Origin of the sequence: Kineococcus radiotolerans SRS30216 = ATCC BAA-149, assembly GCF_000017305.1 — a bacterium.
Lineage (GTDB): Bacteria > Actinomycetota > Actinomycetes > Actinomycetales > Kineococcaceae > Kineococcus > Kineococcus radiotolerans.
On record NC_009664.2, the window covers coordinates 3,615,359 to 3,642,253 of the forward strand.

The 26,895-nt window shown below is 75.3% G+C and carries 27 protein-coding genes and 2 tRNA genes; 14 read left to right on the forward strand and 15 right to left on the reverse strand.

The genetic code is table 11. From position 1 onward, the window contains the following. Nucleotides 1-29 precede the first annotated feature (29 nt). From KRAD_RS17140 to KRAD_RS17150, 3 genes are read left to right on the forward strand one after another with little or no spacing between them, the layout of a single operon-like run. On the forward strand, nucleotides 30-446 hold the full coding sequence (locus tag KRAD_RS17140) for a universal stress protein (protein ID WP_012086911.1): 417 nt from the start codon (nucleotides 30-32) through the stop codon (nucleotides 444-446). Continuing rightward, nucleotides 443-1,609 carry a tRNA dihydrouridine synthase DusB gene (gene dusB, locus KRAD_RS17145; protein ID WP_012086912.1) on the forward strand — a complete coding sequence of 389 codons (1,167 nt, stop codon included), beginning with the start codon at nucleotides 443-445 and terminating at the stop codon, nucleotides 1,607-1,609. Before KRAD_RS17140 ends, dusB begins: the two co-directional genes overlap by 4 nt. Continuing rightward, on the forward strand, nucleotides 1,606-2,859 hold the full coding sequence (locus tag KRAD_RS17150) for a deoxyguanosinetriphosphate triphosphohydrolase (RefSeq protein WP_012086913.1): 1,254 nt from the start codon (nucleotides 1,606-1,608) through the stop codon (nucleotides 2,857-2,859). The genes dusB and KRAD_RS17150 overlap by 4 nt, the downstream gene beginning before the upstream one ends. Nucleotides 2,860-2,912: 53 nt before the next feature. On the opposite strand, the gene KRAD_RS17155 is transcribed toward KRAD_RS17150, so the two are convergent. Further along, complete coding sequence (locus KRAD_RS17155) at nucleotides 2,913-3,512, reverse strand: CoA-binding protein (RefSeq protein WP_012086914.1); 600 nt, start codon at nucleotides 3,510-3,512, stop codon at nucleotides 2,913-2,915. Beyond that, nucleotides 3,509-4,846 carry an O-acetylhomoserine aminocarboxypropyltransferase/cysteine synthase family protein gene (locus tag KRAD_RS17160; protein ID WP_012086915.1) on the reverse strand — a complete coding sequence of 446 codons (1,338 nt, stop codon included), beginning with the start codon at nucleotides 4,844-4,846 and terminating at the stop codon, nucleotides 3,509-3,511. The genes KRAD_RS17155 and KRAD_RS17160 overlap by 4 nt, the downstream gene beginning before the upstream one ends. Nucleotides 4,847-4,922: 76 nt before the next feature. Here KRAD_RS17160 and dnaG point away from each other — a divergent pair, with 76 nt between their 5' ends. From dnaG to KRAD_RS17190, 6 genes are all read left to right on the forward strand, one after another. Beyond that, nucleotides 4,923-6,812, forward strand: coding sequence for a DNA primase (gene dnaG, locus KRAD_RS17165; RefSeq protein ID WP_012086916.1), 1,890 nt, complete (start codon nucleotides 4,923-4,925; stop codon nucleotides 6,810-6,812). A 117-nt stretch (nucleotides 6,813-6,929) separates the two neighbouring features. Then, nucleotides 6,930-7,002, forward strand: a tRNA-Asn gene (locus tag KRAD_RS17170). A 119-nt stretch (nucleotides 7,003-7,121) separates the two neighbouring features. Beyond that, nucleotides 7,122-7,832, forward strand: coding sequence for a HemK2/MTQ2 family protein methyltransferase (locus KRAD_RS17175; RefSeq protein ID WP_012086917.1), 711 nt, complete (start codon nucleotides 7,122-7,124; stop codon nucleotides 7,830-7,832). After that, entirely contained in the window at nucleotides 7,822-8,046 is a 225-nt protein-coding gene (locus KRAD_RS17180; RefSeq protein ID WP_012086918.1) for a CDGSH iron-sulfur domain-containing protein, read from the forward strand. Before KRAD_RS17175 ends, KRAD_RS17180 begins: the two co-directional genes overlap by 11 nt. Beyond that, nucleotides 8,043-9,056 carry an iron-containing redox enzyme family protein gene (locus KRAD_RS17185; protein WP_012086919.1) on the forward strand — a complete coding sequence of 338 codons (1,014 nt, stop codon included), beginning with the start codon at nucleotides 8,043-8,045 and terminating at the stop codon, nucleotides 9,054-9,056. Before KRAD_RS17180 ends, KRAD_RS17185 begins: the two co-directional genes overlap by 4 nt. A gap of 48 nt (nucleotides 9,057-9,104) precedes the next feature. Next, nucleotides 9,105-9,178 (forward strand) — tRNA-Ile (locus tag KRAD_RS17190). 133 nt (nucleotides 9,179-9,311) lie between these two features. Here the strand turns inward: KRAD_RS17190 and KRAD_RS17195 are convergent. The 5 genes from KRAD_RS17195 to ilvA form a co-directional block, all read right to left on the reverse strand. Next, nucleotides 9,312-9,611 carry a hypothetical protein gene (locus tag KRAD_RS17195; protein WP_041292177.1) on the reverse strand — a complete coding sequence of 100 codons (300 nt, stop codon included), beginning with the start codon at nucleotides 9,609-9,611 and terminating at the stop codon, nucleotides 9,312-9,314. A gap of 137 nt (nucleotides 9,612-9,748) precedes the next feature. Next, nucleotides 9,749-10,093 carry a DUF6221 family protein gene (locus KRAD_RS17200; RefSeq protein ID WP_012086921.1) on the reverse strand — a complete coding sequence of 115 codons (345 nt, stop codon included), beginning with the start codon at nucleotides 10,091-10,093 and terminating at the stop codon, nucleotides 9,749-9,751. A 63-nt stretch (nucleotides 10,094-10,156) separates the two neighbouring features. Beyond that, nucleotides 10,157-10,327, reverse strand: a complete 171-nt coding sequence (locus tag KRAD_RS17205; RefSeq protein WP_157873635.1) for a DUF4236 domain-containing protein — start codon at nucleotides 10,325-10,327, stop codon at nucleotides 10,157-10,159. Between the two features lie 424 nt (nucleotides 10,328-10,751). Next, nucleotides 10,752-11,012 carry a thioredoxin family protein gene (locus KRAD_RS17215; protein ID WP_012086923.1) on the reverse strand — a complete coding sequence of 87 codons (261 nt, stop codon included), beginning with the start codon at nucleotides 11,010-11,012 and terminating at the stop codon, nucleotides 10,752-10,754. Between the two features lie 49 nt (nucleotides 11,013-11,061). Then, nucleotides 11,062-12,357, reverse strand: a complete 1,296-nt coding sequence (gene ilvA, locus KRAD_RS17220) for a threonine ammonia-lyase IlvA (RefSeq protein WP_012086924.1) — start codon at nucleotides 12,355-12,357, stop codon at nucleotides 11,062-11,064. Nucleotides 12,358-12,568: 211 nt separating this feature from the next. Here ilvA and efeU point away from each other — a divergent pair, with 211 nt between their 5' ends. From efeU to efeB, 3 genes are read left to right on the forward strand one after another with little or no spacing between them, the layout of a single operon-like run. Next, nucleotides 12,569-13,402, forward strand: a complete 834-nt coding sequence (gene efeU / locus KRAD_RS17225; protein ID WP_012086925.1) for an iron uptake transporter permease EfeU — start codon at nucleotides 12,569-12,571, stop codon at nucleotides 13,400-13,402. Nucleotides 13,403-13,449: 47 nt separating this feature from the next. Next, nucleotides 13,450-14,607 (forward strand): iron uptake system protein EfeO, encoded by a 1,158-nt coding sequence (efeO, locus tag KRAD_RS27660; RefSeq protein ID WP_012086926.1) that lies wholly within the window; start codon nucleotides 13,450-13,452, stop codon nucleotides 14,605-14,607. Nucleotides 14,608-14,614: 7 nt separating this feature from the next. Continuing rightward, entirely contained in the window at nucleotides 14,615-15,874 is a 1,260-nt protein-coding gene (efeB, locus tag KRAD_RS17235; RefSeq protein ID WP_012086927.1) for an iron uptake transporter deferrochelatase/peroxidase subunit, read from the forward strand. Between the two features lie 165 nt (nucleotides 15,875-16,039). Here efeB and KRAD_RS17240 read toward each other — a convergent pair whose 3' ends face one another. Together KRAD_RS17240 and KRAD_RS17245 are read right to left on the reverse strand one after the other, a co-directional pair. Next, the gene (locus KRAD_RS17240; RefSeq protein WP_012086928.1) at nucleotides 16,040-16,708 is read right to left on the reverse strand and encodes a hypothetical protein; all 669 of its coding nucleotides are present in this window, start codon (nucleotides 16,706-16,708) and stop codon (nucleotides 16,040-16,042) included. A 78-nt stretch (nucleotides 16,709-16,786) separates the two neighbouring features. Next, a complete protein-coding gene (locus KRAD_RS17245) occupies nucleotides 16,787-17,209 on the reverse strand; it encodes a hypothetical protein (RefSeq protein ID WP_012086929.1) in 423 nt (140 codons plus the stop codon). A 250-nt stretch (nucleotides 17,210-17,459) separates the two neighbouring features. On the opposite strand from KRAD_RS17245, the gene KRAD_RS17250 reads away from it, so the two are divergent. Next, a complete protein-coding gene (locus KRAD_RS17250; RefSeq protein ID WP_012086930.1) occupies nucleotides 17,460-17,966 on the forward strand; it encodes a DUF3145 domain-containing protein in 507 nt (168 codons plus the stop codon). 94 nt (nucleotides 17,967-18,060) lie between these two features. On the opposite strand, the gene fabF is transcribed toward KRAD_RS17250, so the two are convergent. The 5 genes from fabF to KRAD_RS17275 form a co-directional block, all read right to left on the reverse strand. After that, nucleotides 18,061-19,323 (reverse strand): beta-ketoacyl-ACP synthase II, encoded by a 1,263-nt coding sequence (gene fabF / locus KRAD_RS17255; RefSeq protein WP_012086931.1) that lies wholly within the window; start codon nucleotides 19,321-19,323, stop codon nucleotides 18,061-18,063. Nucleotides 19,324-19,421: 98 nt separating this feature from the next. After that, nucleotides 19,422-19,667, reverse strand: a complete 246-nt coding sequence (locus tag KRAD_RS17260) for an acyl carrier protein (protein ID WP_012086932.1) — start codon at nucleotides 19,665-19,667, stop codon at nucleotides 19,422-19,424. Between the two features lie 91 nt (nucleotides 19,668-19,758). Then, the gene (locus KRAD_RS17265; RefSeq protein ID WP_012086933.1) at nucleotides 19,759-20,805 is read right to left on the reverse strand and encodes a beta-ketoacyl-ACP synthase III; all 1,047 of its coding nucleotides are present in this window, start codon (nucleotides 20,803-20,805) and stop codon (nucleotides 19,759-19,761) included. Further along, the gene (locus tag KRAD_RS17270; protein ID WP_012086934.1) at nucleotides 20,802-21,767 is read right to left on the reverse strand and encodes an ACP S-malonyltransferase; all 966 of its coding nucleotides are present in this window, start codon (nucleotides 21,765-21,767) and stop codon (nucleotides 20,802-20,804) included. The genes KRAD_RS17265 and KRAD_RS17270 overlap by 4 nt, the downstream gene beginning before the upstream one ends. Before the next feature lie 166 nt (nucleotides 21,768-21,933). Further along, nucleotides 21,934-23,211, reverse strand: coding sequence for a PucR family transcriptional regulator (locus KRAD_RS17275; RefSeq protein ID WP_012086935.1), 1,278 nt, complete (start codon nucleotides 23,209-23,211; stop codon nucleotides 21,934-21,936). 96 nt (nucleotides 23,212-23,307) lie between these two features. Between KRAD_RS17275 and KRAD_RS17280 the strand changes: the two genes are divergently transcribed. Beyond that, a complete protein-coding gene (locus tag KRAD_RS17280; protein WP_012086936.1) occupies nucleotides 23,308-24,012 on the forward strand; it encodes a hypothetical protein in 705 nt (234 codons plus the stop codon). Between the two features lie 93 nt (nucleotides 24,013-24,105). Here the strand turns inward: KRAD_RS17280 and aceE are convergent, their stop codons facing one another. Next, nucleotides 24,106-26,862 (reverse strand): pyruvate dehydrogenase (acetyl-transferring), homodimeric type, encoded by a 2,757-nt coding sequence (gene aceE / locus KRAD_RS17285; RefSeq protein ID WP_012086937.1) that lies wholly within the window; start codon nucleotides 26,860-26,862, stop codon nucleotides 24,106-24,108. Nucleotides 26,863-26,895: the final 33 nt, after the last annotated feature.

Sequence of the window (26,895 nt, forward strand, 5' to 3'; positions counted from 1 at the left end):
GATCGACCCTGACGCGAGGGAGCGTTGCGATGTGCGGTCCGAGGTCCCAGCACCCGCTGGTCGTCGTCGGCTACGAACCGGGTGACGAGCACGCCGTCCTCGAGGCCCTCGCCCAGGCCCGGCTGCGCGGGGGGTCGGTCGCCGTGGTCGCCGCCGCACCGCTGCCCGACGCCCTGCTGCTGCGCCTGCGCACCGCCCCCGTCGGGCTCGACCTGCGCCTGCCCCCCGAGGGCGCCGACGTCACCGAGGCCGTCCTCGACCTCGCCGAGCGCGAGCAGGCCGCGCTGCTCGTGGTGGGCCTGACCCGGCGCGGCGTCGACGACCTGCTCGGGGGCCGCGCCCGCCTCGTCGTCCTCGACGCGCCGTGCCCGGTGCTCTCCGTCCCCGAGCCCGCCTCGGGCTCCGGCTGCCTGCCCCCCGCCGACGCCCTCACAATGGGGGTGTGAGCGCACCCACCCTGACGGCCGTCCAGCCGCTGCGGATCGGACCGCACGTCTCCCCGACGCCGGTCGTCCTGGCCCCCATGGCCGGCATCACCAACACCGCCTACCGGCAGCTGTGCCGCGAGCACGGCGAGGGCTTCTACGTCAGCGAGATGGTCACCTCCCGCGCCCTCGTCGAGCGCCACGCCGAGACGATGCGGCTGGTGACGTTCACCGCCTCCGAGCGCCCCCGCAGCCTGCAGCTCTACGGCGTGGACCCCACGACCGTGGCCGCGGCGGTGCGGATGGTCGTCGAGGACGACCTCGCCGACCACGTCGACCTCAACTTCGGCTGCCCCGTGCCCAAGGTCACCCGCAAGGGCGGCGGGTCCGCGCTGCCCTGGAAGGCGGAGCTGTTCCGCTCCATCGTCCGCGGCGCGGTCGCCGAGGCGTCGCGCGGCGGGATCCCGCTGACGGTGAAGATGCGCAAGGGCATCGACGACGACCACCTCACCTACCTGCAGGCCGGCAAGGCCGCCGAGCAGGAGGGGGCCGCCGCCGTCGCCCTGCACGGGCGCACCGCGTCCCAGCACTACTCCGGGCAGGCCGACTGGGAGGCGATCGCCCGGCTGAAGGAGACCGTCACCACGATCCCCGTCCTCGGCAACGGCGACGTCTGGAGCGCCGAGGACGCGCTGGAGATGGTGCGCCGCACCGGGTGCGACGGCGTCGTCGTCGGCCGCGGCTGCCTCGGCCGGCCCTGGCTGTTCGCCGACCTCGAGGCCGGTTTCGCCGGGCGCGAGGACCGGGTCAAGCCGGGGCTGCGGCAGGTCGCGCAGGTCCTGCGCCGCCACGCCGAACTGCTGGTCGAGTTCTACGGCGACGAGCTGCGCGGCTGCCGCGACATCCGCAAGCACGTCTCCTGGTACCTCAAGGGCTACCCCGTGGGCGGGGACGTGCGCGCCCGCCTCGGCCTCGTCGACACCCTCGAGGCCCTCGACGAGCTGCTGGACTCCCTCGACCTCGACCTGCCCTACCCGGGGGCGGCCGCCGAGGGCTCGCGCGGCCGGGCGGGTTCCCCCCAGGCCCGCGTCGCCCTGCCCGAGGGGTGGCTGGACGACCAGGAGCTCACCGGTCCCGCGGCCGAGATGATCCGCCAGGCCGAGCTGTCGGTGTCGGGCGGATGAGCTCCGAGGACCAGGGCTACGGCCGCGGCGACCTGGAGCGCTGGGCCGCCGAACCGCCGAAGACCCACGGCCGCACCGCCTTCGCCCGCGACCGCGCCCGCGTCCTGCACTCCTCGGCGCTGCGCCGGCTCGCGGCCAAGACCCAGGTCGTGGGGCCCGGCACCGACGATTTCGTCCGCAACCGGCTCACGCACTCCCTGGAGGTCGCCCAGGTCGGGCGCGAGCTCGGGGCGGCGCTGGGGTGCGACCCCGACGTCGTCGACACCGCCTGCCTGGCCCACGACCTGGGGCACCCGCCGTTCGGGCACAACGGCGAGCGGGCGCTGGCCGAGGCCGCCGCCGGGATCGGCGGCTTCGAGGGCAACGCCCAGACGCTGCGGCTGCTGACCCGGCTGGAACCGAAGACGGTCGCCCTCGACGGCTCGCCCGTGGGGCTGAACCTCACCCGGGCCAGCCTGGACGCCTCGACGAAGTACCCGTGGCTGCACGGGAAGGCCCCGCGGGCGACCTCGAAGTTCGGCGCCTACGCCGACGACGCGGACGTCTTCACCTGGCTGCGCGACGGCGCCCCGGAGAACCGGCCGTGCGTGGAGGCGCAGGTCATGGACTTCTCCGACGACGTGGCCTACTCGGTGCACGACGTCGAGGACGCCGTCGTCGCCGGCCACGTCCGCCTGGACTGGCTGGACCGGGACGAGATCCGCGCCCGCGTCGCGGCGCAGGTGCGCGACTGGTACCTGCCCGACGCCTCCGACGACGCGGTCGCCGACGCCCTGGAGCGGCTCTCCAGCACCGGCTTCTGGGCCCGGGAGCAGCCCGGGGAGGTCTTCGGCGGCCGGCGGCACCTGGCGGCGCTGAAGGACATGACCTCCCAGCTCATCGGCCGCTTCGCCAACGCCGCCGAGCACGCCACCCGGGAGCGCCACGGCGACGGGCGGCTGACCCGCTACGCCGCCGACGTCGTCGTCCCGCCCGGCACCGCCCTGGAGGTCGCCGTCCTCAAGGGGGTCGCGGCGACGTTCGTCATGACCGCCCAGGAGCGGCAGCCGTTCTACGCCCGCCAGCGCGAGCTGCTGCACGAGCTCCTCGCGGCGCTGGCCGAGCAGGCGCCGGGAGCCCTGGAACCGCCGTTCCGCGAGGACCACGCCCTCGCCGGGGACGACGCGGCCCGGTTGCGGGTCGTCGTGGACCAGGTGGCGTCCCTCACCGACGTCTCCGCGCTGGCCTGGCACGCCCGCCTCACCGGCTGACGGCCCGCGGGCGGGGTGCGGGGCCCGGCCCCGCACCCCGCCCGCGACCGGCCTCAGCGCGCCCGGCGCTTGGCCGAGATCACCCCGGTGTCGAACCCGGCCAGGTGCAGCCCGCCGTGGAAGCGGGCGTGCTCGATCTTCAGGCAGCGGTTCATCACGACGGTGACCCCGGCCTCCGCCCCGCGGCGCGCGACGTCCTCGTCGGCGAGCCCGAGCTGCATCCACATCACGGGCGAGCCCACTGCGATCACCTCGTCGAGGACGGCCCCGAGCTCGGCCGGCCGCCGGAAGACGTCGACGAGGTCGGGGACCCCGGGCAGCTCGGCGAGGGAGGGGTAGCAGGGCCGGCCGAGGATCTCGGTCTCGTTCGGGTTGACGAACCAGACCTCGAAGTCGGAGCTGGCGAGCAGGTACGTCGCCACGAAGTACGAGGCGCGCGAGGGCTTGGCCGAGGCGCCGAGGACGGCCACCGTCCGCGTCCGGCGCAGGATGCGCAGCCGCTGCCCGGGCGTGGGGGCGCTCCAGGTGGTGGCGGGGGCGTCCTTGGACCCGGTCGCGGCGCGGGCGTCGGCCGCGGCGGTCCGCAGGGTCTCCGGGGCGGCGACGGCGCCGGTGTCGGTGCTGGCGTCGGGCACGGGCGTCGTCCCGCTCACCGGTTCCCCCCCACGGCCGCGGTGAGCGCCTGGTCCAGGTCCCACAGCACGTCCTCCACGTCCTCCAGCCCCACGCTGATCCGGATGAGGTCCTCGGGCACCCCGGCGGCGGTGAGCTGGTCGGGGGAGAGCTGCTGGTGGGTCGTGGAGGCCGGGTGCAGCACGAGGGTGCGGGCGTCGCCGATGTTGGCCAGGTGCGAGCACAGCTGGCAGCTCTCGATGAAGCGCTCGCCCGCGGCGCGTCCCCCCACGACGCCGAAGGAGAACACCGCCCCGGGCCCCTCGGGCAGGTAGCGCCGGGCGCGCTCGTGGTGGGGGTGGGTGGGCAGCCCGGAGTAGCGGACCCAGGAGACCCGCTCGTCGGCCTCCAGCCACTCCGCGACCGCCTTGGCGTTGGCGACGTGCTCGCGCATGCGCTGGGGCAGGGTCTCCACGCCCATGAGCAGCAGGAAGGCCGAGTGCGGGGACAGCGTCGCGCCGATGTCGCGCAGCTGCTCGCTGCGCAGCTTGGTGAGGAAGCCGTACTCGGCGAAGTTGCCCCACCAGCTCAGCCCCCCGTAGGAGGCGACCGGCTCGGTCATGGCCGGGAACTTGCCGTTGTCCCAGGGGAACGTGCCCGCGTCGACGACGACCCCGCCCAGGGTGGTGCCGTGCCCGCCGAGGAACTTCGTGGCGGAGTGGATGACGATGTCCGCGCCGTGCTCGATGGGCCGGCACAGGTAGGGCGTGGCGGTGGTGGCGTCGACGACGAGCGGGATCCCGGCCTCGTGGGCGACGTCGGCCAGGGCGCGGATGTCGGCGATGACCGTGGAGGGGTTGGCGACGAGCTCGGTGAAGACGAAGCGGGTCTTCTCGGTGATGGCCGCGCGCACCGCGTCGGGCTCGGGGGCGACGAACACGGTGTCGACCCCGAAGCGGCGCAGCGTCACGTCGAGCTGGGTGACGGTGCCGCCGTAGAGGTTGTTCGAGGCGACGATCTGGTCGCCGGCCCCGGCGAGGGCGGCGAAGACGAGGAACTCCGCGGCCTGCCCACTGGCGCAGGCCAGCGCGCCGAGGCCGCCCTCGAGGGAGGCGATGCGCTCCTCCAGCGCCGCGACCGTCGGGTTGGAGATGCGGGAGTAGATGTTGCCGTACTTCTGCAGGGCGAAGAGGTTGGCGGCGTCGGCGGCGTCCTCGAAGACGAAGCTCGTCGTCTGGAAGATCGGCACCGCGCGGGCCCCGGTGGTGGGCTCGGGGACGGCCCCGGCGTGCACGGCCCGGGTGCGGAAGCCCCACGCGCGGTCGTCGGCCCCGGTGGCCTCTCGACGTGCGGGGCTGCTCTGCTCGTTGCTCACGGGACGATCCTGCCACCCGTCCCCGACGGACCCCGACCAGCCGCTGCCCCGCCGCGGGGACGCCTATGCTCCCCCCGTGGCGGGGCGCATCCATCCAGACGATCTGCAGGCGGTCAAGGAGCGGGTCCGGCTCGACGAGGTGGTGGGGGAGCAGGTCGCCCTGCGCTCCGGCGGGGTCGGTTCCTTCAAGGGGCTCTGCCCCTTCCACGACGAGCGCACCCCCAGCTTCACCGTCCGTCCCGTCACCGGGCGCTGGCGCTGCTTCGGCTGCGGGGAGTCCGGGGACGCCATCGAGTTCGTCATGCGCATCGACGGCCTCGGCTTCGCCGACGCCGTGGAGCGCCTGGCCCAGCGGGCCGGGGTGCAGCTGCGCTACGTCGACGACGGCGGCCGCAGCACCCAGCGCCCGGCCAGCGACGCCGGGCAGCGGCAGCGGCTGCTGGAGATGCACCGGGTCGCGGAGGAGTTCTACGGGCAGCAGCTGGCCGCGCCCGGCCCGGCCGAGACCGCCCGGGGGTTCCTCGCCGAGCGGGGGTTCAGCCGCGAGGACGCCGCGCGCTTCGGGGTGGGGTTCGCCCCCAACACCGGCGACGCGCTGCTGCGGCAGCTGCGCGCCAAGGGTTTCGGCGAGGAGGAGCTGGTCACCTCCGGGCTGGCCGGGCAGGGTCAGCGCGGTCTCTACGACCGGTTCCGCGGGCGCCTGGTGTGGCCGATCCGCGACGTCGGCGGGCACACCGTGGCCTTCGGGGCGCGCCGGCTGTTCGACGACGACCGCATCGAGGCGAAGTACCTGAACTCCCCCGAGACCCCCGTCTACAAGAAGTCCCAGGCGCTGTACGGGCTGGACCTGGCCAAGCGCGAGATCTCGCGCACCAAGCGGGTCGTCGTCGTCGAGGGCTACACCGACGTCATGGCCTGCCACCTCTCCGGGGTGGGGACGGCCGTCGCGACCTGCGGGACGGCGTTCGGGGAGGACCACGCCCGGATCGTGCAGCGGATGCTGGGGGAGGCCGACGGGTCCGCGGAGGTCGTGTTCACCTTCGACGGCGACGCCGCGGGGCAGAAGGCCGCCCTGAAGGCCTACGAGCTCGACCAGCGGTTCAGCGCCCAGACCTACGTCGCGGTCGCCCCCGCCGGGCAGGACCCCTGCGAACTGCGGCTGTCGGCCGGGGAGGCGGCGGTGGCGCAGCTGGTCGAGGGCCGGGTGCCGCTGTTCGAGTTCGCCATCCGCTCCACCATCGAGCGGTTCGACCTGAACTCCGACGCGGGCCGGCTCGCCGCGCTCGACGCGGCCGCCCCCATCGTCGGGGCCATCCGCGACCGCGGTCTACAGCAGCGCTACGCCATCAACCTCGACCGCTGGACGGGGTTCCTCGACGAGCGGTTCGTCCTGGACCGGGTGCGGGCGCACTCCGGCGCCCGGCCCGCGCAGCAGCCCGGCCGCCCCGCCGCGGCCGTGGCGCCGGCCCCGCCCCGGCTGCCCGCCGCCGATCCGCGCGACCCCGTCGCCCAGCTGGAGCGGCAGGTCCTGTCCTGCGTCCTGCAGGCCCCCTGGGCCGTGGCCGACGTCTTCGACTCCCTGGAGGCCGACGCGTTCGGCGCCCCCGGGCACCGGGCCGTGCACGACGCCGTCACCGCCGCCGGCGGCCCGGGGGAGGCGCCGCAGGGCCCGGCGTGGCTGGCGCGCGTCCTCGACTACGCCGACGGCCCCGTCGCGGGGCTCGTCGACGAGCTGGCGGCCAGCGACCTGCCGGTGTCCAACGAGGAGGAGCTCGAGCGCTGGGGGCGCCAGCTCGTCGCCGCCCTCGTCGGGCAGTCGGCGACCCGCGCGGTCGCCGACGCCCGCCGCACCCTGCAGCGGCTGGACCCCACCAGCCAGGCCGAGGAGTACGCAGCCGTCTCGGCGGAGCTGTTCCGGCTGGAGGCCGCCCGGCGGACCTGGCAGGAGCGGGCCCAGGGCGCCTGAGCAGCCGCCGCCCGCCGCGCGCGCCCCGGCGCGGCCGCCGGGTGCGCGGAGCGGTCCGCGGGGCTGGTACGGTTGGACAGTCGTGACCGAGGGGTGACCCGAGGGAACGAGAAGTGGTCCCGCATAGCTCAATTGGCAGAGCAGCCGGCTGTTAACCGGCAGGTTGTTGGTTCGAGTCCAACTGCGGGAGCATCCACCGAGGGGCGTGCCGAGCGGCACGCCCCTCGGTCGTTCCCGGGCCGGGCCGCGTCTCCGCGGCCGGGACGACCCCGCCGTGCGCGCCCGGCGGGCGGGAGCGACGATGGGGACGTGCTGCTGCGACTCCCCGGTACCTACCCCGCGCAGGGGGACACCCACCTCCTGACCCGCACCCTGGTCGAGCTCGACCTGGCCCGGGGGCGCGACGTGCTCGACGTGTGCACCGGCGGCGGGGCCGTGGCCCTGGCCGCGGCGCGCGCCGGGGCCCGCACGGTGACGGCCGTCGACCTCTCCCACCGGGCCGTGCTGACCGCGCGGGCCAACGCCCGGCTGGCCCGGGTGCGCGTGCAGGTGCGCCGCGGCGACCTCTTCGAGCCGGTCCGGGACCGGCGCTTCGGCCTCGTCCTCGCCAACCCGCCCTACGTCCCGGCCGCGACCGACCGGCTGCCGCGCCACCGCCCCGGGCGCTCCTGGGACGGCGGGATCGACGGCCGCGCCGTCCTGGACCGGATCTGCGAGGGCGTGGCCGGGGTCCTGACCCCCGGTGGCCGCTTCCTGCTGACCCAGTCGACGCTCGCCGGGGAGGAGCCCACCCTCACCCGGCTCGCGGAGAACGGGTTCTCGGCCGCGGTGGTCGCACGCGCGCCCGAGCCCTTCGGGCCGGTCATGCGCCGGCGCGAGGCCATGCTGCGCGAGCGCGGCCTGCTCGGCCCCGGCCAGGAGCACGAGGAACTGGTGGTCATCGAGGCCCGGCTCCCCGTCGTCCTGCCCTCCGTCGCCGAGCAGTGCGGGAGAGCGGAGGGTTTCGGCAGTGTCGTCTGAACCCCGCCAGCGCGTCGTCATCACCGGCGACGGGCCCCACCTCGTCGAGGGACCCGTGGAGATCGTCCTGCCCGACGGGAGCCGGACGGTCTCCGAGCGCCCCGTGACGGCGCTGTGCGTCTGCTACCGCAGCACCTTGTACCCCATCTGCGACACCAGCCACCGGCGCCGTCGGCGCCCCACCCGCCCCGAGACCCCGGAGGAACCGTCGTGACCGACACCTTGCCCGACGTGAGCACCGCCCCCGCCCTGCCCCGGGCCCGGGGACCGCTCAGCGAGGCGGTGCTGTCGCGCCTGCGCGGGGGTGCCCTCCCCGTCGTGGACGTGGCCGGTGCGGACCCGTGGGGCGAGGACCTCCAGCTGGCCCTCTACACCTGCTACGAACTGCACTACCGCGGTTTCGCCGGCGTCGACGACGACCTCGAGTGGGACCCCGCCCTCCTCGGCCTGCGCGCCGGGCTGGAACGGGAGTTCGCCGCCGCGGTGCGGGCCGCGGTCCCCGGCGGGGACGACCTGGCCGGGGAGATCGCGGCCCTCGTCGCCGCCGACGACGGCGAGGGCGGCGTCTCGCACCACCTGCGCGAGACCGGCGAACCGTGGCAGTTCCGCGAGTACATCGCGATGCGCTCGGTCTACCACCTGAAGGAGGCCGACCCGCAGGCGTGGGTCATCCCCCGCCTGGAGGGGGCGGCGAAGGCGGCCCTGGTCACGGTGGAGCACGACGAGTACGGCGCCGGCCGCGGGGAACGCATGCACGCGCGCCTCTTCGGCGACATGATGCTCGAACTCGGCCTCAGCGACGCCTACGGCGCCTACCTCGACCACGCCCCGGCCGAGGTGCTCGCCGAGGTGAACCTGATGTCGATGTTCGGGTTGCACCGCAAGCTCCGCGGGGCCCTCGTCGGGCAGTTCGCCGTCGTGGAACTCACGTCCTCCCCGGGGTCGAAGCGGCTCGTCGACGCCGCCCGCCGCCTGGACCTCGGACCCGCCACCGAGCACTTCTACGCCGAGCACGTCGAGGCCGACGCCGTCCACGAGCAGGTCGTGCGGCACGGCATCATCGAACCCCTCGTCGCGGAGGACCCGGCGATGGCCGCCGACGTGGTGTTCGGGATGCAGGCCGCGACCGCCCTCGACGAACGGCTCGGACGCCACCTCATGGCCACCTGGGCCGAGCGGCGCTCCGCGCTGCTGGTCCCCCTCGACGCGGACGCGCACCGGTAGGCTCCGCCCGCAGGCCGCCCCGCGGGTCCGAACCGCGGCGGCGTCCCCGGGGCGGTAGCTCAGTCGGTCAGAGCAGGGAACTCATAATTCCTCGGTCGTGGGTTCGAGCCCCACCCGCCCCACGAACGTCCCCCGGGCCACACCCCACCACGTCCCCGACGGCCTCCTGGAGCACCGCGTCGGTCCGCGACGCGATCGAACTCGTCCTCGCCGAGCCGTCCCGCTCGCGGTGCCGGACCGGGCCGTCCGGCGAGGTCAGCCCCGGTCCTCCTGCTCCCGCGCGAGGATCCTCAGGCCGACGTCGTGGGCCTCGTCGGCGGCGGCCAGGCTCGCCCGCAGCGCGGCCTCCGCGGCCGCCACCTCCTCCAGGGCCGCCTGCGCACCGGCGGCCACGTGGGCCAGCCCCAGCGCCTCGGCCTTCTCCTTCAGCTCGACCATCTGCCGCACCAGCGCCGCGCGCCGGGGATCGTCGAGATCGGCCTGACCGCCGGCGCTGCCGGCCTTCGCCTCCCGCAGGACGCGCTGGAGGTGCTCCCGGGTCGGCTCGCCGCTCACCGTCCGATGCTCGCAGTTCGGCGCTCGCACGTCCTGCTGCGGAGGCTCGGGCGCCGAGACGCACGTCCCACCCGCCCCGTCGTCGCACCGCACCGGCGGCCTCCTCCGGCGGCGGGAGAGCGACGACCGGCTCCGGCTCAGCCGATCACGGCCCACTCGGGCCGGAAGTCGTCGTGCTGGCGGTACTCGCTGGCCATGACCCGCAGCAGGAACCAGGCCGTGTCGTCGATCGGCGACGTGTTGTGGACGTCGAACAGGGCCCGGCGGACGGCGAGACCGCGGACGACGGAGGCCGGGTCGTGGCGGGCGACGTGCCGCCCGACGGCGTCGGCCCCCTCCTCGACCCGGGCGACGGGCCCGGCCTCGTCGAGGACCGCGCCGCCCTCGAAGCGCCACGCTCCCGGTGCGAGGCTCCGGGCGGCGTCCTCGTCGGCGTCGTAGCGGGCGCGGATGAAGGGGACGATGTCCTCGCGGTTGCTCACGTCGCCACCCTCGCAGGTCCGCCGCGCCGCGCACCCCGCGCGGCCGTCACCGCAACGCGGTCGTCACCAGAGCTTGCCCCGCCAGCTCAGGCCCTTCCCCAAGCGCACGCTCACCCGGCCCGTGGTGGACACCGTCGCGCGGCCGAGCCGCTTGGTGAGGCTCACGCCCGACCTCCCGGCGTTCAGCCGCAGGCCCCTGCCCAGTGCCTTGGACCAGCGGAACGAGAACGGCACCCTGTGCTCCTCCGTCGAGTCGATCGTGCCCGTCGCGGCGGCGGACGCGCGAGCGCTCACCACCTGCCCGGCCAACGCGCACCGCGGACCCGCCGTTCCGGGGGTCAGCGGGAGGCTCGGCCCCGCAGGACCTCCAGCAGGCGGGCGCGGGGCGTGCCGCGGTCCACCGGACGCGGCGGGCACCCCGGCGTCGACGCGCGCGCCACGCTGCGCCGCACCGCGGGGGAGCCGGTGCCACCGGGGAGGGGGGACGGCCGGTCCCCGGCGGAGGACGGCCGGCGCGGGGCCGTGTCGAGACGCGGGGACATGGGAGACCTCTCGGGCGGGAGCGGGATCGGCGCCGTCGCGGGGCGCGAGCGGCGTCCTCCAGTCATCGGGGCGCGGGCGGTGCGACGACATCGCCTGGACGGGTGAGGTGCCCGGATCAGCTCGCGCGGCCCATCGCGGCGAGCAGCTGGGGCAGGGTCGGGGCGCCGCTGGCGCGGAAGACCTCCGTGCCGTCCTCGGTGCGGACCACGACCGTGGGTGTGCTGAGGACCCCCGCGGCCTCGGCCCGCGAGGTGTCGGCGGCGACGTCGACCTCCTCCACCCGGGCGCGCGGGACGAGGCGGGAGGCCTCGCCCAGGACGGCCCGGGCCGCGCGGCACGGACCGCAGAAGGCGGAGGAGAACAGCTCGACGATCACCCCCGTCCCAACGCCCGCGGCCGGCGGGAGCTTCCGCGCGGGCGGTGGCCTACAACAGGTAGCGGTACAGCGGGTCCGTCGCCGAGATCCGCTCGAACGACGGGGGAGCGGCCTCCATCCGGGCCAGCAGCCCCGGCAGGTCGTCCTTGCCGGGGATCTCGATGCCCACCAGGGCCGGCCCGAACTCGCGGTTGTTCCGCTTGACGTACTCGAAGAGCGTGACGTCGTCGTCCGGGCCGAGCACCTCGTCGAGGAAGCGGCGCAGCGCACCGGGCTCCTGCGGGAACTCCACGAGGAAGTAGTGCTTGCGGCCCTCGTGGACGAGGGCCCGCTCGATGATCTCCGCGTAGCGGCTGATGTCGTTGTTGCCGCCGGAGACCACGCAGACCACGCTCTGGCCCGGTTCGACGCGGACCGCCTCCGCCAGCGCCGCCGTGGCCAGCGCCCCCGCGGGCTCGGCGATGATCCCGTCGGTCTGGTACATCGCCAGCATCTCCACGCAGATCGCCCCCTCGGGCACCGCGACGAGCTCCACCTCGTGACCGGCCACCACGGCGTGCGGGACGTCGCCGACGCGGCGGACCGAGGCGCCGTCGACGAAGGTGTCCAGGTGCTCCAGCCGCACCGGACGACCGGCGGCCAGCGCCGCCGCCATCGAGGGCGCCCCCGCGGGCTCCACCCCCACGACCCGCACCTGCGGGTGCCGCTCGCGGACCCAGGCCAGCACCCCGGCCAGCAGCCCGCCCCCGCCGACGGGGACGACGACCACGTCCGGCGGGCCCTCGCCGAGCTGCTCGAGCTGCTCGAAGACCTCGACCGCGACCGTGCCCTGCCCCGCGACCGTCCGGGCGTCGTCGAAGGCGGGCACCATCGTCGCGCCGGTGCGCTCGGCGTCCTCGAGCGCCGCGGCGGCGGAGTCGTCGTAGGTGTCGCCCAGGACGATGGTCTCCACGAACTCCTGGCCCAGGGCGGCGATGCGGTCCCGCTTCTGGCGCGGGGTCGTGCGCGGCACGTAGATGCGTCCGCGCACCCGCAGGGCCGCGCAGGCGTAGGCCAGGCCCTGGGCGTGGTTGCCGGCGCTCGCGGTGACCACCCCGCGCCCGCGCTGCTCGTCGGTGAGCTGGGAGACCAGGTTGTAGGCCCCGCGCAGCTTGTAGGAGCGCACGACCTGGAGGTCCTCCCGCTTGACGCGCACGTGCGCCCCCAGGGCGGCCGACCAGCGGGCGCTGGTGGCGAGGGGGGTGCGGGTCACGACCCGGGACAGCCGCTCGGCCGCCGCTTCGACGTCCGCCGCCCGGGGCGGTGCGTCGGGCGGGGCGGGAGCGGGCACGGCATCGAGCGACATGGGGTCGATCCTGCCCGTCCCCGCCCGACCACCACCACCAGGGGTGGGTGGGGCCGAGCCTCTCAACGCGGGTGGGTGCGGGAGGTTCCGGACCGTCGTGTGATGTGGCGCACATCCGAGCGCCACGGGGTAGAAGAAAGGTGAGGCTGCCCTAGCATCGGCGAGGCTCACCTCACTCCGGTGGGTCCCCGCCCGACCCGAGGAGCTGCCCGTGCTCGCCACGTTCGTCGTCGGACTGCGCGAGGGCCTCGAGGCCTCCCTGATCGTCGGCATCGTCGCCGCGTTCCTCGTCCAGCGCGGGGAGCGGCGCGCCCTGCGCCCGGTCTGGGCGGGGGTCCTGCTCGCCGTCGCGCTGTGCGTCGGCGCCGCCGCCGCCCTGCAGGCCGCCACCCGGCAGCTGCCCCAGCGCCAGCAGGAGCAGCTGGAGACCGTCCTCGCCCTGGCCGCCGTGGCGGTGGTCACGTACATGATCGTCTGGATGACCCGGCACGCCCGCTCGATGCGGGCCGACCTCGAGCACGCCGCCACCTCCGCGCTGGGCAGGGGGTCCTCCCGGGCGCTGGTCGCGATGGCCTTCCTCGCCGTCCTGCGCGAGGGGCTGGAGACCTCGGTCTTCCTCCTGGCCACGTACCGCGCCTCGGGCCGCCACGTCGAGGGCGCGCTCGGCGCCTCCCTCGGCCTCCTGCTGGCCGTCGCGCTGGGCTACCTGGTCTACCGCGGCGGCGTCCGCCTCGACCTCGGCCGGCTGTTCCGCGTCACCGGCGTCCTCCTCGTCCTCGTCGCGGCCGGGCTGGTCGTGTCCGCCGCCCACACGGCCCACGAGGCGGGCTGGCTGCTGGTCGGCCAGCAGCGCGCCCTGGACCTGTCCGCGCTGGTGGAACCCGGCACCGTCCGCGCCGCGCTGTTCACCGGCGTGCTCGGCTGGCAGCCGCGTCCCACCGTGGCCGAGGTCGTCGGCTGGCTCGCCTACGCGCTGCCCGTGCTCGTCGTCGTCCTGCGGCCCCGGGCCACCCCCACCCCCGCTCCCCGCTCCGTCCCCGCCTGACCCGCACCCCGCCCGGCCCCCGCGGCCGGCGTCCCGAAAGGCCACCCGTGTCCCGACCGCGCCTCCTGCTCGCCCTCGCGGCCAGCCCCCTCCTGCTCCTCGCCGCCTGCGGGGGCGGCGACGCCGGGGGCTCCTCCGACGCGTCCGCCGCCGGGACGGTGCACGTCTCCCTCACCGACGACGGCTGCACCGCCGAGCCCAGCTCCGTCCCCGCGGGGTCGACCACCTTCGAGGTCGTCAACGACGGCGCCGGTGCCGTCACCGAGGCCGAGCTGGTCAACGCCGGCGGCCGCATCGTCGGTGAGCGGGAGAACCTCACCCCCGGGCTGAGCGCCAGCTTCTCCCTGGACCTCGAGGCCGGCGACTACACCGTGCAGTGCCCGAACGCCGCGACCGAGAGCTCCCCGTTCACCGTGACCGGGGCGAGCGCCACCCCGTCCACCACCGCGTCCGCCACCGGGGACCCCCTCTTCGCCGCCGCCACCCGCGGCTACCAGGACTACGTGCGGGCCCAGGTCGCCGACCTCGTCACCGCCACCGGCGCCTTCGCGGCCGCGGTCGAGGCCGGCGACGTCGAGCGGGCCAAGGCGCTCTACGGCCCGGCCCGCGCGCCCTACGAGCGCGTCGAACCCGTCGCCGAGAGCTTCGGGGACCTCGACCCGCTCATCGACGCCCGCGTGGCCGACGTCGAGGACCCCGCCACCTGGGGCGGCTTCCACCGCATCGAGCAGGCGCTGTGGGTCGACGGCACGACCGCGGGCATGACCCCGGTCGCCCGGGAGCTCGTCGCGCACGTCGCCGAGCTCGACGAGCTCGTGGCGACCACGACCTACCAGCCGGCCGACCTCGCCAACGGGGCCAGCGCCCTGCTCGACGAGGTCGCCGCCTCCAAGGTCACCGGGGAGGAGGAGGCCTACTCCCACCTGGACCTGCTCGACTTCGCCGCCAACGTCGAGGGCGCGCGCCGGGCCTTCGACCTGCTCACCCCCGCCCTGCAGGTGACCGACCCCGAGCTCGTCGCCGACCTGACGACCCGGTTCGACGCGGTCACCGCCTCCCTGGCGCCCTACCGGCAGGGCGAGAGCTACGTCTCCTACACGACCCTGTCCCCGGAGCAGGTGCGGATGCTCGCCACCGGGGTCGACGCCCTCGCCGAACCGCTCTCCACGGTGTCCGGCAAGGTCGTCGGCGCCGCGAGCCGGTGAGGCCGGCGTGAACCCCGTCCGTCCCACCCGCCGCGGCGTCCTCACCGGCGCCGCGGTCGTCGGCGCGGCCGGCCTCGGCGCGGGCGCGAGCGCCCTCGCCGGGCGCGAGGCCGCCGCCACCCCCGGCGCCACGCGCACCGTGCCCTTCCACGGCGCGCGGCAGGCGGGCATCACCACCCCCGCCCAGGACTCCCTGGTCTTCGCCGCCCTCGACGTCACCACCAGCCGGGCCGGGGAGCTCGCCGACGTCCTGCAGCGCTGGAGCGAGGCCGCCGCGACGATGGCCACCGGCGCCCCGGTGGGCGGGCCCGGGGGGCTGGGCGGCGCGGCGGACGAACCGCCGCTGGACACCGGGGAGGCCCACGAGCTGCCCCCCGCCAACCTCACCGTGACCCTCGGGTACGGCCCGTCGCTGTTCGACGGGCGCTTCGGACTGGCCGGACGCCGCCCCGCGGCGCTGGAGGAGCTGCCCGCCCTGCCCGGGGAGCAGCTCGACCCGACCCGCTGCGGCGGCGACCTGTGCCTGCAGGCCTGCGCCGACGACCCCCAGGTGGCCTTCCACGCCGTCCGCAACCTGGTGCGCATCGGGCGCGGGGTGGTCGCGGTGCGCTGGGTGCAGCTGGGCTTCGGGCGCACCGCGACGACCTCCGCGGGACAGCCCACCCCGCGCAACCTCATGGGCTTCAAGGACGGCACCGCCAACCTGCGGGCCGAGGACACCGCCGGGCTCGACCGCCACGTCTGGGTCGGCGGCGAGGGGGCGCCGGCGGCCGACCAGGAGTGGATGCGCGGCGGCACCTACCTCGTGGCCCGCCGCATCCGCATGCTCGTCGAGGCCTGGGACCGCGCCCCGCTGGGGGAGCAGGAACGCGTCATCGGGCGCGCCAAGGTCTCCGGGGCGCCGCTGACGGGCACCTCGGAGTTCGACCCCCCGGACCTGGCCAGGACCTCCGCGACGGGGGAGCCGGTCATCGACGTCGCCGCGCACATGCGGCTGGCCGCCCCGGAGACCAACGGCGGCGCGAGGATCCTGCGCCGCGGGTACTCCTACACCGACGGTCTCGACCTCACCACCGGTCAGCTCGACGCGGGGCTGTTCTTCATCTGCTTCGGCAACGACCCGGCGTCGCAGTTCGTCGCCATCCAGCGCCGTCTCGGCGCGAGGGACGGACTCACCGAGTACCTCAAGCACACCGGTTCGGCGATCTTCGCCTGCCCGCCCGGCACCGCCGAGGGGGAGAGCTGGGGCCAGGGGCTCTTCACCTGACCCGCCCCCGGAGGACCGGGGGGAGCTGGCGCGCCGGACCGGGAAGCGCCTCACGGCGCACGGCCGCTCGTAGCGGCTTCAAAATGGGACCCGGGGCTACCGCGGTCCGACGCCCTCCCATTGTAACGACGTCGACGCCGCGGGCGCAGCCCCGAGGCCCGGGGATCAGCCCAGTTCCCCGGCCCGCCAGCGCGCGGCGACGTGCTCGAGCTGCTCCGCGGTGCGGACCAGGCGCGCGGCCGAGCGGGTCAGCGAGGTGGCGGCGTCCTCCTCGGTGACCGGCAGCACCTGGTCGGCGTGGTGGGCGCGCCCCACGGCGAGGATCCGGGCGAAGGCCGCGGCGCGCTCCAGGGTGACGGCGAAGTCGCCCTCGGCCACCCCGCGCAGCACGGCGTCGACGACGGCGACGACCTCCGCAGGACCGGGCGGGTCGGCGACCCCGGCCACGACCTCCAGGACGGGGGCGTGGCGGCGGCCCTCCACGTACTGCCGGGAGACCGCCACGGGCTGGCGCTGGACCCAGGTCCGCAGGACGTAGAGCCGCCACAGCGCGCCGGCCAGGGAGTCCGCGGGGGCGTCGGCCCACAGGTCGGCGATGACCTCCAGCCCCTCGTCCTGGGCCAGGCGGACCACGCGGCGGGTCACCTCGGCGTCCTGGGCGGAGCGGGCGCCGTGCACTAGGGCGCTGGCCGCGGCGTGCGCGGCCTCCTGGACGGCGGAGGGGTCGACGCCGCCGGCCATGGAGACGATCGCGTCGTCGCCGGGCAGGGCGGGGCGGTGGTGGTGGCGGCGGGGCTGTGCGGGATCGGGCACCGGACGATGGTGCCACCGCACCCGCCCGGCCGCGGACCGGGCGAGGGCCGGTCGCCGTCGGGCCGGCGGGCTGGCCGGTGTCGGGTCGGCCGCGGCCGGTCAGCCGCGGAAGGGCGGCGGGGGAGCGGCGAGAGTGGCGCGCGGGCAGTCCTGCAGCCGCAGCCCGCCGTGGCCCAGCGCCTCGTCGCACAGCGACTCCACGCTCCAGCCCAGCTGGCTGCCGAAGAGGGTGACGGTCACGCGGTAGATGGTGATCTCGTACTTGGTGGGCGTCCCGTAGGCGACGTGGATGCGCCCGATGAGCTCGGCGCCGGCGACGTTGTCCGACCCGTGCCACGGGCGGTCGTAGCGGCTCCACAGCGACGGGCCGGCCTGCCAGACCCCGCCGTTCTGCACGTCGCGCAGCGCGAGCTCCACGAGGACGGAGCGGGCCGCCTCCTCGGGCACGATGGCCGCGGGACGGATGACCTCGGAGACCTCCCCGGCGTCGCGCGGGGCGGGCTGGGTGGGCTGGTCGTCCACGCGGGGGTCTCCTCGGTCGGTGCGAGCACTGGTCCCCGGTCCATCGGCACGGGGAGGGCCCGACGTGAGCGGTGCGGCGGTCGATGTGGAGATCCCGCGAGGGCAGTGGTGCTCAGGGTGAGCGGTGGGGCATGATGGCGTCCACGGAGCTGCACACCGTGTAGTCAGCGCATCACCGCTAGTCGCTCGCCTGCGTTTCGTGAGGCCGTTGGGGAAGACGTCCCTCACACCGACGCAGAAGGAGAACGGCATGTCCGGTGCGACGACCCGCGGCGTGCTCTTCGTGCACTCCGCACCACGAGCGCTGACCCCCCACATCGAGTGGGCAGCCGGTGGTGTCCTCGGCGTGCGCGCGTCCTTCGACTGGACCGGGCAGCCGATCGCTCAAGGCTGCCTCCGGGCAGAGTACTCCTGGCAGGCCCCGCAAGGCAGCGGAGCGCTCCTCGCCTCGGCCCTGCGCGGGTGGGCCCACCTGCGCTTCGAGGTGACCGAGGAACCGTCGCAGGGCTGCGACGGCGGCCGCTGGAGCCACACCCCCGCCCTGGGCATCTTCCACGCCGTCACCGACGTCCACGGCAACGTGCAGGTGCCCGAGGACCGGGTCCGGGCCGCGATGGACCTCGTGCAGAACGGGGACCCCGAGGCCGCCCGCCGGGCCCTCGCGCTCGCCGTCGGGGAGGCCTGGGACTGCGAGCTCGAGGCGTTCCGCCACGCCGGCGACGACACCCCCGTGCGCTGGCTGCACCAGGTCGGCTGAGACCCCGCCGGCGCTCCACCCGCACCCCACCCGCACGACGAGGGCCCCCGCTCGCAGGAGCGGGGGCCCTCGTCGTGCGGTGACGGGGTGCGGGTCAGGGGGTGGCGAAGACCGCGCTGACGTTGTGACCGCCGAAGCCGAACGCGTTGTTCAGCCCCACCAGCCGCCCCTCGGCGGGCAGCGGCCGCGGGTCCTTGCGGACGACGTCCAGGGTGATCGCCGGGTCGAGGTCGTCGACGTTGATCGTCGGCGGGGCGAGGCGGTCGCGCAGGGCGAGGATCGTGAAGATGCTCTCCACGGCCCCCGCGGCTCCCAGCAGGTGACCGGTCATCGACTTGGTCGCCGACACCGCGATCCCGTCGGTGGCGTCTCCGAAGGCCAGTCGCAGGCCCTTGTCCTCGGCCACGTCCCCGACCGGGGTCGAGGTCGCGTGGGCGTTGACGTGGCACAGGTCGGCCGGGGTCAGGTCGGCCTGGTGCAGCGCGTCCAGCATGGCGCGGCTGGTCCCCGCGCCCTCCGGCTCCGGAGCCGCCACGTGGTAGGCGTCGGCGGACAGGCCCACGCCCAGGACCTCGGCGTGGACGCGCGCCCCGCGCGCCCGGGCGTGCTCCTCGGACTCCAGGACCAGGATCCCGGCCCCCTCCCCGAGCACGAAGCCGTCGCGGGCGGTGTCGAAGGGGCGCGACGCCCGCTCGGGGTCCTCGTTGCGCCGGGACATGGCGTGCATCGAGGTGAAGGAGGCGATGGGCAGCGGGTGGATCGCGGCCTCGGTGCCGCCGCAGATCACGATGTCGGCGCGCCCGGTGCGGATCATGTCGGCGCCGTAGGCGATGGCCTCCGCGCCGGAGGCGCACGCGCTGACCGGGGTGTGCGCCCCGGCGCGGGCGGTGAACTCGATGCTGATCGCGGCCGTCGGGCCGTTGGCCATGAGCATCGGGACGGTGAGGGGCAGGACGCGGCGGGCGCCCTTCTCCTTCAGCGTGTCGTAGGACGTCAGCAGCGTCCAGATGCCGCCGATGCCGGTCGCCACGACCGACCCCAGCCGCAGCGGGTCGACCTCGGGGGTGCCGGCGTCGGCCCAGGCCTCGCGCGCGGCGATCACCGCGAACTGCTGGGAGGGGTCCAGCCGCTTGATCTCCCGGCGTTCCAGGATGGTGTCGGCGCGGACCGCGGCCTGCGCGGCGAAGGTGACCGGGAGCTCGAACTCCTCGATCCACGGGTCGGTGATCGGCCGGGCGCCGGAACGGCCGGCGAGCGCGGCCTCCCAGCTGGTGCGGACGTCGCCGCCGAGCGGTGTCGTGGCGCCCATCCCGGTGACGACGACACGGCGCGACGAACTCGTCGAGGTCGTGGTCATGGTCGGTCAGCTCCTCCTGAAGCTCTGACGGCGAACGTGGGTCGTGCGGGTGCTGCGGGGTGGCCGGCCCGCGGGAGCGGGCCGGCCGGGGTGGGGATTCAGCCCTGGGCCTGCGAGATGTAGGCGACGGCGTCGCCCACGGTGCGCAGGTTCTTGACGTCCTCGTCCGGGATGCGGACGGAGAACTTCTCCTCGGCGTTCACGACGATCGTCATCATCGACAGGGAGTCGATGTCGAGGTCGTCGGTGAAGGACTTGTCCGCGAGGACGCTGTCGGTGGGCAGGCCCGTCTCCTCGTTCACGATCTCGGCGAGACCGCTGAGGATCTCCTGCTCACTGGCCATGCGTTGCTCCTCCATCTGATCGGCGACCGGACCTCCCGGCCGCCGGAACCGGCCTGACCGCAGGGACCTGCGGTCAGGACTTCCCTGCCGGCTACGGGAGCCGGACGACCTGGGCGGCGTAGGACAGGCCCGCGCCGTAGCCGATGAGCAGCGCCAGACCCCCGGAGGGGGCGTGGCCGTCGGCGACCGCGCGCTCCATCGCCAGCGGGACCGAGGCGGCCGAGGTGTTGCCCATGTCGACGATGTCGCGGGCCACGTGGACGCTCTCGGGCAGCTTGAGCTGCTTGACCATCGCGTCGATGATCCGGCCGTTGGCCTGGTGCGCGACGAACACGTCGAGGTCCTCGGCGGTGACCCCGGCCGCGTCCATCGCGGCCTGCGCGACGGGAGCCATCTGCCACACCGCCCAGCGGAAGACCGACTGCCCCTGCTGCTCCAGGAAGGGCCAGCGCTCGACGTCCTCGCCGACCTCGGCGGGGTCCTCGGCGGCCAGCGCGGCGTCCCCTGAGGAGGAGCGCAGGTCCAGCCAGGAGAACTTCGACTTGATGAGGTCGGCCTGCCCGCCGTCGGAACCCCACACCGTGGGACCGATGCCGGGTTCGTCGGAGGCGCCGATGACGACCGCGCCCGCGCCGTCGGCGAAGAGGAACGCCGTGGAGCGGTCGTGCTGGTCGGTGAAGTCGGAGAGCTTCTCGGCGCCGATGACGAGCACGTTGCGCGCCGTGCCGCCCCGGACGAGGTCGCTGCCCAGGGCGACGCCGTGGCAGAAGCCGGCGCAGCCGGCGGAGACGTCGAAGGCCGCCGCGGGGGTCGCGCCCAGGCGGTGGGCCACGACGGCCGCGGCCGCCGGGGTCTGGAAGGGGTAGGAGACGGTCGCCAGGACCACCGCGTCGACGTCGGACCCGGTCAGCCCCGCCGCGGCCAGCGCCTTGGCGCCGGCGTCCTCGCTCATGTCGACGACCGAGACGTCGGGAGCGGCCCAGCGGCGGGTCCGGATCCCGGTGCGCTGCTGGATCCACTCGTCGGAGGAGTCGATCCAGGTGCACACCTCCTCGTTGTCGATGACCCGGGGCGGGCGGTGCGCGCCCACCCCGAGGATGCGGGCCTCGCGGGTGGGGGCGGCGGTCAGTGCGGTCACAGGGTGGCCTCCGAGGTCGTCACGGTCGCGGCCGCACCACCGTGCTCGGTGATCATGGCGCGGGCCTTGTCCAGGTCGTCCGGCGTCTTGAGCGCCAGGACGTCCACGCCCTTCAGTGTGCGCTTGGCCAGGTTGGTCAACGTGCCCGCGGGGGGCACCTCGATGAGCCCGGTCACCCCGAGGCGGGTGAACGCCTCGGTGACGAGGTCCCAGCGCACGGGCCGGCTGACCTGGGCGACCAGCCGCTGCAGGAACGCCGCCCCGTCGCTGACGAGCTCGCCGTCGGCGTTCGCGGCGATGGGCGCGCTCGCCGTCCCGGCGTCGATCCCGGCGGCCAGGGAGGCCAGGGTGCCGACCGCGGGGGCCATGTGCTCGGTGTGGAAGGCGCCGGCGACCTGCAGGGGGATCACCCGCGCCTTCGCGGGCGGGTCCGCGGCGAGCGCGGCGAGGGCCTCGACGGTGCCGGCGGCCACGGTCTGCCCGCCGCCGTTGGCGTTGGCGGGGGTGAGCCCGTGCCGGGCGAGGGTGGCGGCGACCTCGTCGGGGTCACCACCCAGGACGGCGCTCATCCCGGTGGGCCGCACCGCGGCGGCGGCGGCCATCCCGCGCCCGCGCTCGCGGACCAGGACGAGGGCCTGCTCGGCGGAGAGCGCCCCGGTGGCGGCGGCCGCGGTGAGCTCGCCCACGGAGTGGCCCGCCACGGCTCCGGCCGCGGCGGCGAGCTCGGCGGGGGAGGCGACGAGCTCGCGCAGCCCGAGGAGCCCGGCGGCGACGATGAGGGGCTGGGCCACGGCGGTGTCGCGCAGCGTCTCGGCGTCGGAGACCGTGCCGTGGGCGAGGAGGTCGTCGCCGACGACGGCGGAGGCCCAGCGCAGCCGGTCCGCCACGCCCGGCAGTTCGAGCCAGGGCGCGAGGAAGCCGGGGGACTGCGACCCCTGGCCGGGGAAGACGAAGACGAGCACCGTGTCAGCCTGCCCCGTGACGGCCTCCGGGCACGGTCACGACGCGAACCGACTTTGCCAGCCTCTCTTGTAGGGATCCTCCAAGCGGGTCGGCGGGGGAGCGGGACCCCTCGTGAGCTGTGCGTGACGGGTGGACGACGCTGCGTGGAGGAGGTGCCGGGGCGGGTCAGCGCGCGGGGGTCTGGCCCTCGCCGCGGCCCCCCGGCCCGGACTGCGACAACCGGCCCAGCGCCAGCGCCGTCTGCAGGACGAACCGCTCGCGCGGGGCGGACGGGGTCCAGCCGCAGACCTCCGCGACGCGTCGCAGCCGGTAGCGGACGGTGTTGGCGTGGACGTACAGCGAGCGCGCGCACGCCTCCAGCGACCCGCCGTGGGCGAGGTAGGCGGTCAGCGTCTCCAGCAGCGCACCCCCCGCCTCCTCCAGCGGCACGTAGGCGCGGTCCACCAGCGCCCGCCGCGCCGTTGCGTCCCCGCTGAGGGCGCGCTCGGGCAGCAGGTCGTCGGCCAGCACCGGGCGCGGCGCCTCGGGCCAGGCCCGGGCGGCCACGACCCCGGCCAGCGCCGCTCGCGCCGAGCGGGCCGCCACCGGCAACCGGGGCACGGTGGGCCCCACGACGACGGGGCCGGGCCCGAACTCCGAGCGGGCCAGCTGCTCGGCGGTGGCCTGCACGTCCAGCCCGCCGGAGAGCACCACGACCAGCCGGTCGCCCTGCACCCCGACCAGCGCCTCCCCGCCGGCCTGACGGGCCACCGACCGCACCCGGGCGACGGCTCCCGCCGTGGTCTCCTCGCTGGAGGGGCCGATCACCACCGTCGTCGCCGCGTCGAGGGTCCAGCCGAGGGCGGCGGCCCGGGAGGCGATCGTGTCCTCCCCGTCCCCGCGCAGCACCGCGTCCACGAGCAGCGCCTCCAGCCGGGCGTCCCACGCCCCGCGCGCCTCCGCGGCCCGGGCGTAGACCGCGGCGGCGGCGAAGGCGACCTCGCGGGAGTAGCGGAGCAGCGCCTCCCGGGCGATGACCTGCTCGGCGGGGTGGCTCTCACCCACGACGGCGTCCAGCCCCTCCTCGACCACCGTGATCGCGGCCCGGACCAGCTCGACGGTCTGCTGCAGCGTCACCGAGCGCATCAGCTCGCGCGGGGCGGTGCCGAAGAGCGCGGTCCCGGCGAGGACGTCGGGGTCCGGGCCGGACAGCCAGCGCAGGAAGTCGCCGAACCCGGCCTGCGCCACCAGCCCCACCCAGGAGCGCTCGTCGGCCGGCAGCGCGGCGTACCAGGGGAGGTCGGAGTCCATCCGGGCCGCGATCGCCGAGGCGAAGGCCCCCTGCGCCGCCTCCAGGCGGCGGACCGTCTGCGGGGACAGCTCGGTGGAGTCGGGGGGCACGCAGCGAGCGTAGGGCGTGCGGCGGCGCCGGCCCCGGTGCCGCGGTCCGCGCGGGGCCCGCACGGGGAGCCGGGGACGCCCGCCTGGGCTAGGGTCGGCCCGGGTGGCCCACCCGACGACCTCCGGGGACGATCCCGCGAGGAGCACGGAAGGGGACGCATGGGACTGCTGGACAGGTGGCGCAAGCCGCCCGCGGGGACCGGCCCCGGCACCCGCCCGACCGGTCGGCGACCACGTCGCCGCACCCGTCGCGCCGACGCCGACGCCGTGGACCCCGCCCTCGGCGAGGCGCAGCTGCGCGAGGCGCTGCGCGAGGACCCCAACGACGAGACCGCCTTCGACACCCTCGCGGAGCTGGTGCGGACCCGGGCGGCCCTGTCCCACCGCGAGCGGGTCGGCCTGGACGAGGACACCGGGCCCGACGCCGAGGAGGTGCACCGGGCGGCGGACAACGCCGTCTGGGCGCTGGCCGAGGAGCTGGCCCAGAGCCCCCGGGCGTGGCGGCCGCTGCTCGTGCTGGGCCGGCTCTCCCTCTCCGACGACCACGAAGCCGCCCTGCGGCGGCTGGGCATCGCCGCCGAGCGCGACAGCAGCGGGAAGGCCCTGGCCGAGGCCCTGGCCGTCCTGCGCGGGGCGGGGATGAACGACGAGGCCCTCAGCCTCGGGGTCGGGCACTGGCGCCCGCGCGACCACGACGTCGAGGCCGGGCGGCACCTGGTGGCCGCGGCCATCGACGCCGGCCGCCTCGCCGAGGCCCGTCGCCACCTCAAGGCCCTGGCCGAGCACCCCGACACCGGCCGGGTCGAGCAGCTGCGCGGCGAGCTGGAGGACGCGCTGGCCCGCGCCGACCGCGCCCGGCACTGACCGGACCCGCCCCCGGCGCCCGCACCACCCGCGACGACCACCGGCCGCCACCCCCGAGGGGGTGGCGGCCGGTGGTCGTTCCCGGGCTCGCGGTCAGCTCTCGCCGCCCGCGTTGCCGCTGCGCCCGGCGCGGACGTCGTGCAGGCGGTACTTCTCGATGGCCTGGCCGGGGGCCCGCCAGTCGACCTCGCCGCGCTTGGCGAGCATCTCCAGGGCGCGCACCGCGACGGAGGGGCCGTCGATGTGGAAGTAGCGGCGCGCCGCGGCGCGGGTGTCGGAGAGGCCGAACCCGTCGGCGCCGAGGGAGGCGAACTCGCCCGGCACCCACTGCGCGATCTGGTCGGGCACCTGGCGCATCCAGTCGCTGACCGCCACGACCGGACCGGTCGTGCCGCCGAGCTTCTGGGCCACGTACGGGACGCGGGCCTCCTCGCCGGGGTTGAGGAAGGCGTGCTCGTCGCAGGCGAGGCCGTCGCGGCGCAGCTCGTTCCAGCTCGTCACCGACCAGACGTCGGCCACGACCCCGAAGTCGTCCTTCAGCAGCTGCTGGGCCTCCAGCGCCCACGGGACACCGACGCCCGAGGCCAGCAGCTGGGTCCGGGGACCGTCGCCCTCGCCCACGGAGATGCGGTGCATGCCGCGCAGGATGCCCTCGACGTCGACGTCCGCCGGCTCGGCCGGCATGACCATGGGCTCGTTGTAGACGGTGAGGTAGTAGATGACGTTCTCGGGGTCCTCGCCGTACATCCGGCGCAGACCGTCCTTGACGATGTGCCCGATCTCGTAGGCGTAGGCGGGGTCGTAGGACACCACCGCCGGGTTCGTCGCCGCCAGCAGCAGCGAGTGGCCGTCGGCGTGCTGCAGGCCCTCGCCGGTCAGCGTCGTGCGGCCCGCCGTGGCGCCGATCATGAACCCGCGGGCCATGGTGTCGCTCGCGGCCCAGATGTTGTCGCCGGTGCGCTGGAACCCGAACATCGAGTAGAAGACGTAGATCGGGACCATCGGCTGCCCGTGCGTCGCGTAGGACGAACCGGCTGCGGTGAAGGCCGCGATGGACCCGCCCTCGTTGATGCCGACGTGCAGGATCTGGCCGTCGGTGGCCTCCTTGTAGGCGAGCATCAGCTCGCGGTCCACGGAGGTGTAGTTCTGCCCGTGCGGGTTGTAGATCTTGATCGTCGGGAAGAGCGAGTCCATCCCGAAGGTCCGGGCCTCGTCGGGGATGATCGGGACGACCCGCTTGCCGAACTCCTTGTCCCGCATGAGGTCCTTGAGCAGGCGGACGAACGCCATGGTGGTGGCGATCTCCTGCTTGCCCGAGCCCTTGGCGGCGATCTTGTAGGAGTCCTCGCCGGGCAGGTGCAGCGGAGCGTGCTGGACGCGGCGCTGCGGGACGGGCCCGCCGAGGTCGGTGCGGCGCTTGCGCAGGTACTGGATCGCCTCGTCGCCCTCACCGGGGTGGAAGTACGGCGGGCGGTAGGGGTCCTTCTCCAGCTGCTCGTCGCTGATCGGGATGCGCAGCGAGTCGCGCAGGAGCTTGAGGTCCTCCAGGGTCAGCTTCTTCATCTGGTGGGTCGCGTTGCGCCCGGCGAAGTGCGGCCCCAGCCCGTAGCCCTTGATGGTCTTGGCCAGGATCACCGTCGGCTGCCCGGTGTGGTTCACCGCCGCCTGGTAGGCCGCGTGCACCTTGCGGTAGTCGTGGCCGCCGCGCTTGAGGTTCCAGACCTCGTCGTCGGACATGCCCTCGACGAGCTTCGCGGTGCGCGGGTCGCGCCCGAAGAAGTTCTCCTTGACGAAGGCCCCGTTCTCGGCCTTGAACGTCTGGTAGTCCCCGTCGGGGGTGGCGTTCATGAGGTCCACCAGCGCGCCCTGGTGGTCGGCGGCGAGCAGGGTGTCCCACTCGCGGCCCCACAGGACCTTGATGACGTTCCAGCCCGCACCGCGGAAGAACGACTCGAGCTCCTGGACGATCTTCCCGTTGCCGCGCACCGGCCCGTCGAGGCGCTGCAGGTTGCAGTTCACGACGAACGTGAGGTTGTCGAGCCCCTCGTAGGCCGCGAGCTGGGCGAAGCCGCGCGACTCCGGCTCGTCCATCTCGCCGTCACCGAGGTAGGCCCAGACGTGCTGCTGCGAGGTGTCCTTGAAGCCGCGGTCGTGCAGGTACCTGTTGAACTGCGCCTGGTAGATCGCGTTCGCCGGGCCCAGACCCATCGAGACCGTCGGGAACTCCCAGAAGTCCGGCATGAGCCGGGGGTGGGGGTACGACGACAGCCCGTTCGGGGCCTTGGAGACCTCCTGGCGGAACCCGTCGAGCTGCTCCTCGCTGAGACGGCCCTCGAGGAAGGCGCGCGCGTAGACGCCGGGGGAGGCGTGGCCCTGGATGAAGACCTGGTCCCCGCCGCCGGCGTGGTCCTTGCCGCGGAAGAAGTGGTTGAAGCCCACCTCGTACAGCGTCGCCGAGGAGGCGTAGGTGGAGATGTGGCCCCCGACGCCGATCCCGGGCTGCTGGGCGCGGTGCACCATGACCGCCGCGTTCCACCGGATCCAGGCGCGGTAGCGGCGCTCGACCTCCTCGTCGCCCGGGAACGTGGGTTCGCTCTCGGGGCCGATGGTGTTGACGTAGTCCGTCGTGGTCAGGCTCGGGACCCCGACCTGGCGCTCGCGGGCGCGCTGCAGCAGCTGCAGCACGAGGTACCGGGCGCGGGTGCTGCCCCGCTCGTCCACGAGGCCGTCGAGGGAGGCCAGCCACTCGGCCGTCTCCTCGGGGTCGATGTCCGGCAACTGCGAGAGCAGGCCGTCGAGGATGGGGCCCTTGCCGGCGGGGGCGTTGCCCGCCTCATCGCGTCTGGCCACGGTGGTGGTCCTCCCGCTGTCGTCGAGGGTCCC

Coding starts and splice junctions, on each gene's coding strand:
- KRAD_RS17140 (WP_012086911.1), top strand. CDS start 30: ATGTGCGGTCCGAGGTCCCAGCACCCGCTGGTCGTCGTCGGCTACGAA.
- KRAD_RS17150 (WP_012086913.1), top strand. CDS start 1,606: ATGAGCTCCGAGGACCAGGGCTACGGCCGCGGCGACCTGGAGCGCTGG.
- ilvA (WP_012086924.1), bottom strand. CDS start 12,357: ATGTCGCTCGATGCCGTGCCCGCTCCCGCCCCGCCCGACGCACCGCCC.
- KRAD_RS17250 (WP_012086930.1), top strand. CDS start 17,460: ATGTCCGGTGCGACGACCCGCGGCGTGCTCTTCGTGCACTCCGCACCA.
- fabF (WP_012086931.1), bottom strand. CDS start 19,323: ATGACCACGACCTCGACGAGTTCGTCGCGCCGTGTCGTCGTCACCGGG.
- KRAD_RS17260 (WP_012086932.1), bottom strand. CDS start 19,667: ATGGCCAGTGAGCAGGAGATCCTCAGCGGTCTCGCCGAGATCGTGAAC.
- KRAD_RS17280 (WP_012086936.1), top strand. CDS start 23,308: ATGGGACTGCTGGACAGGTGGCGCAAGCCGCCCGCGGGGACCGGCCCC.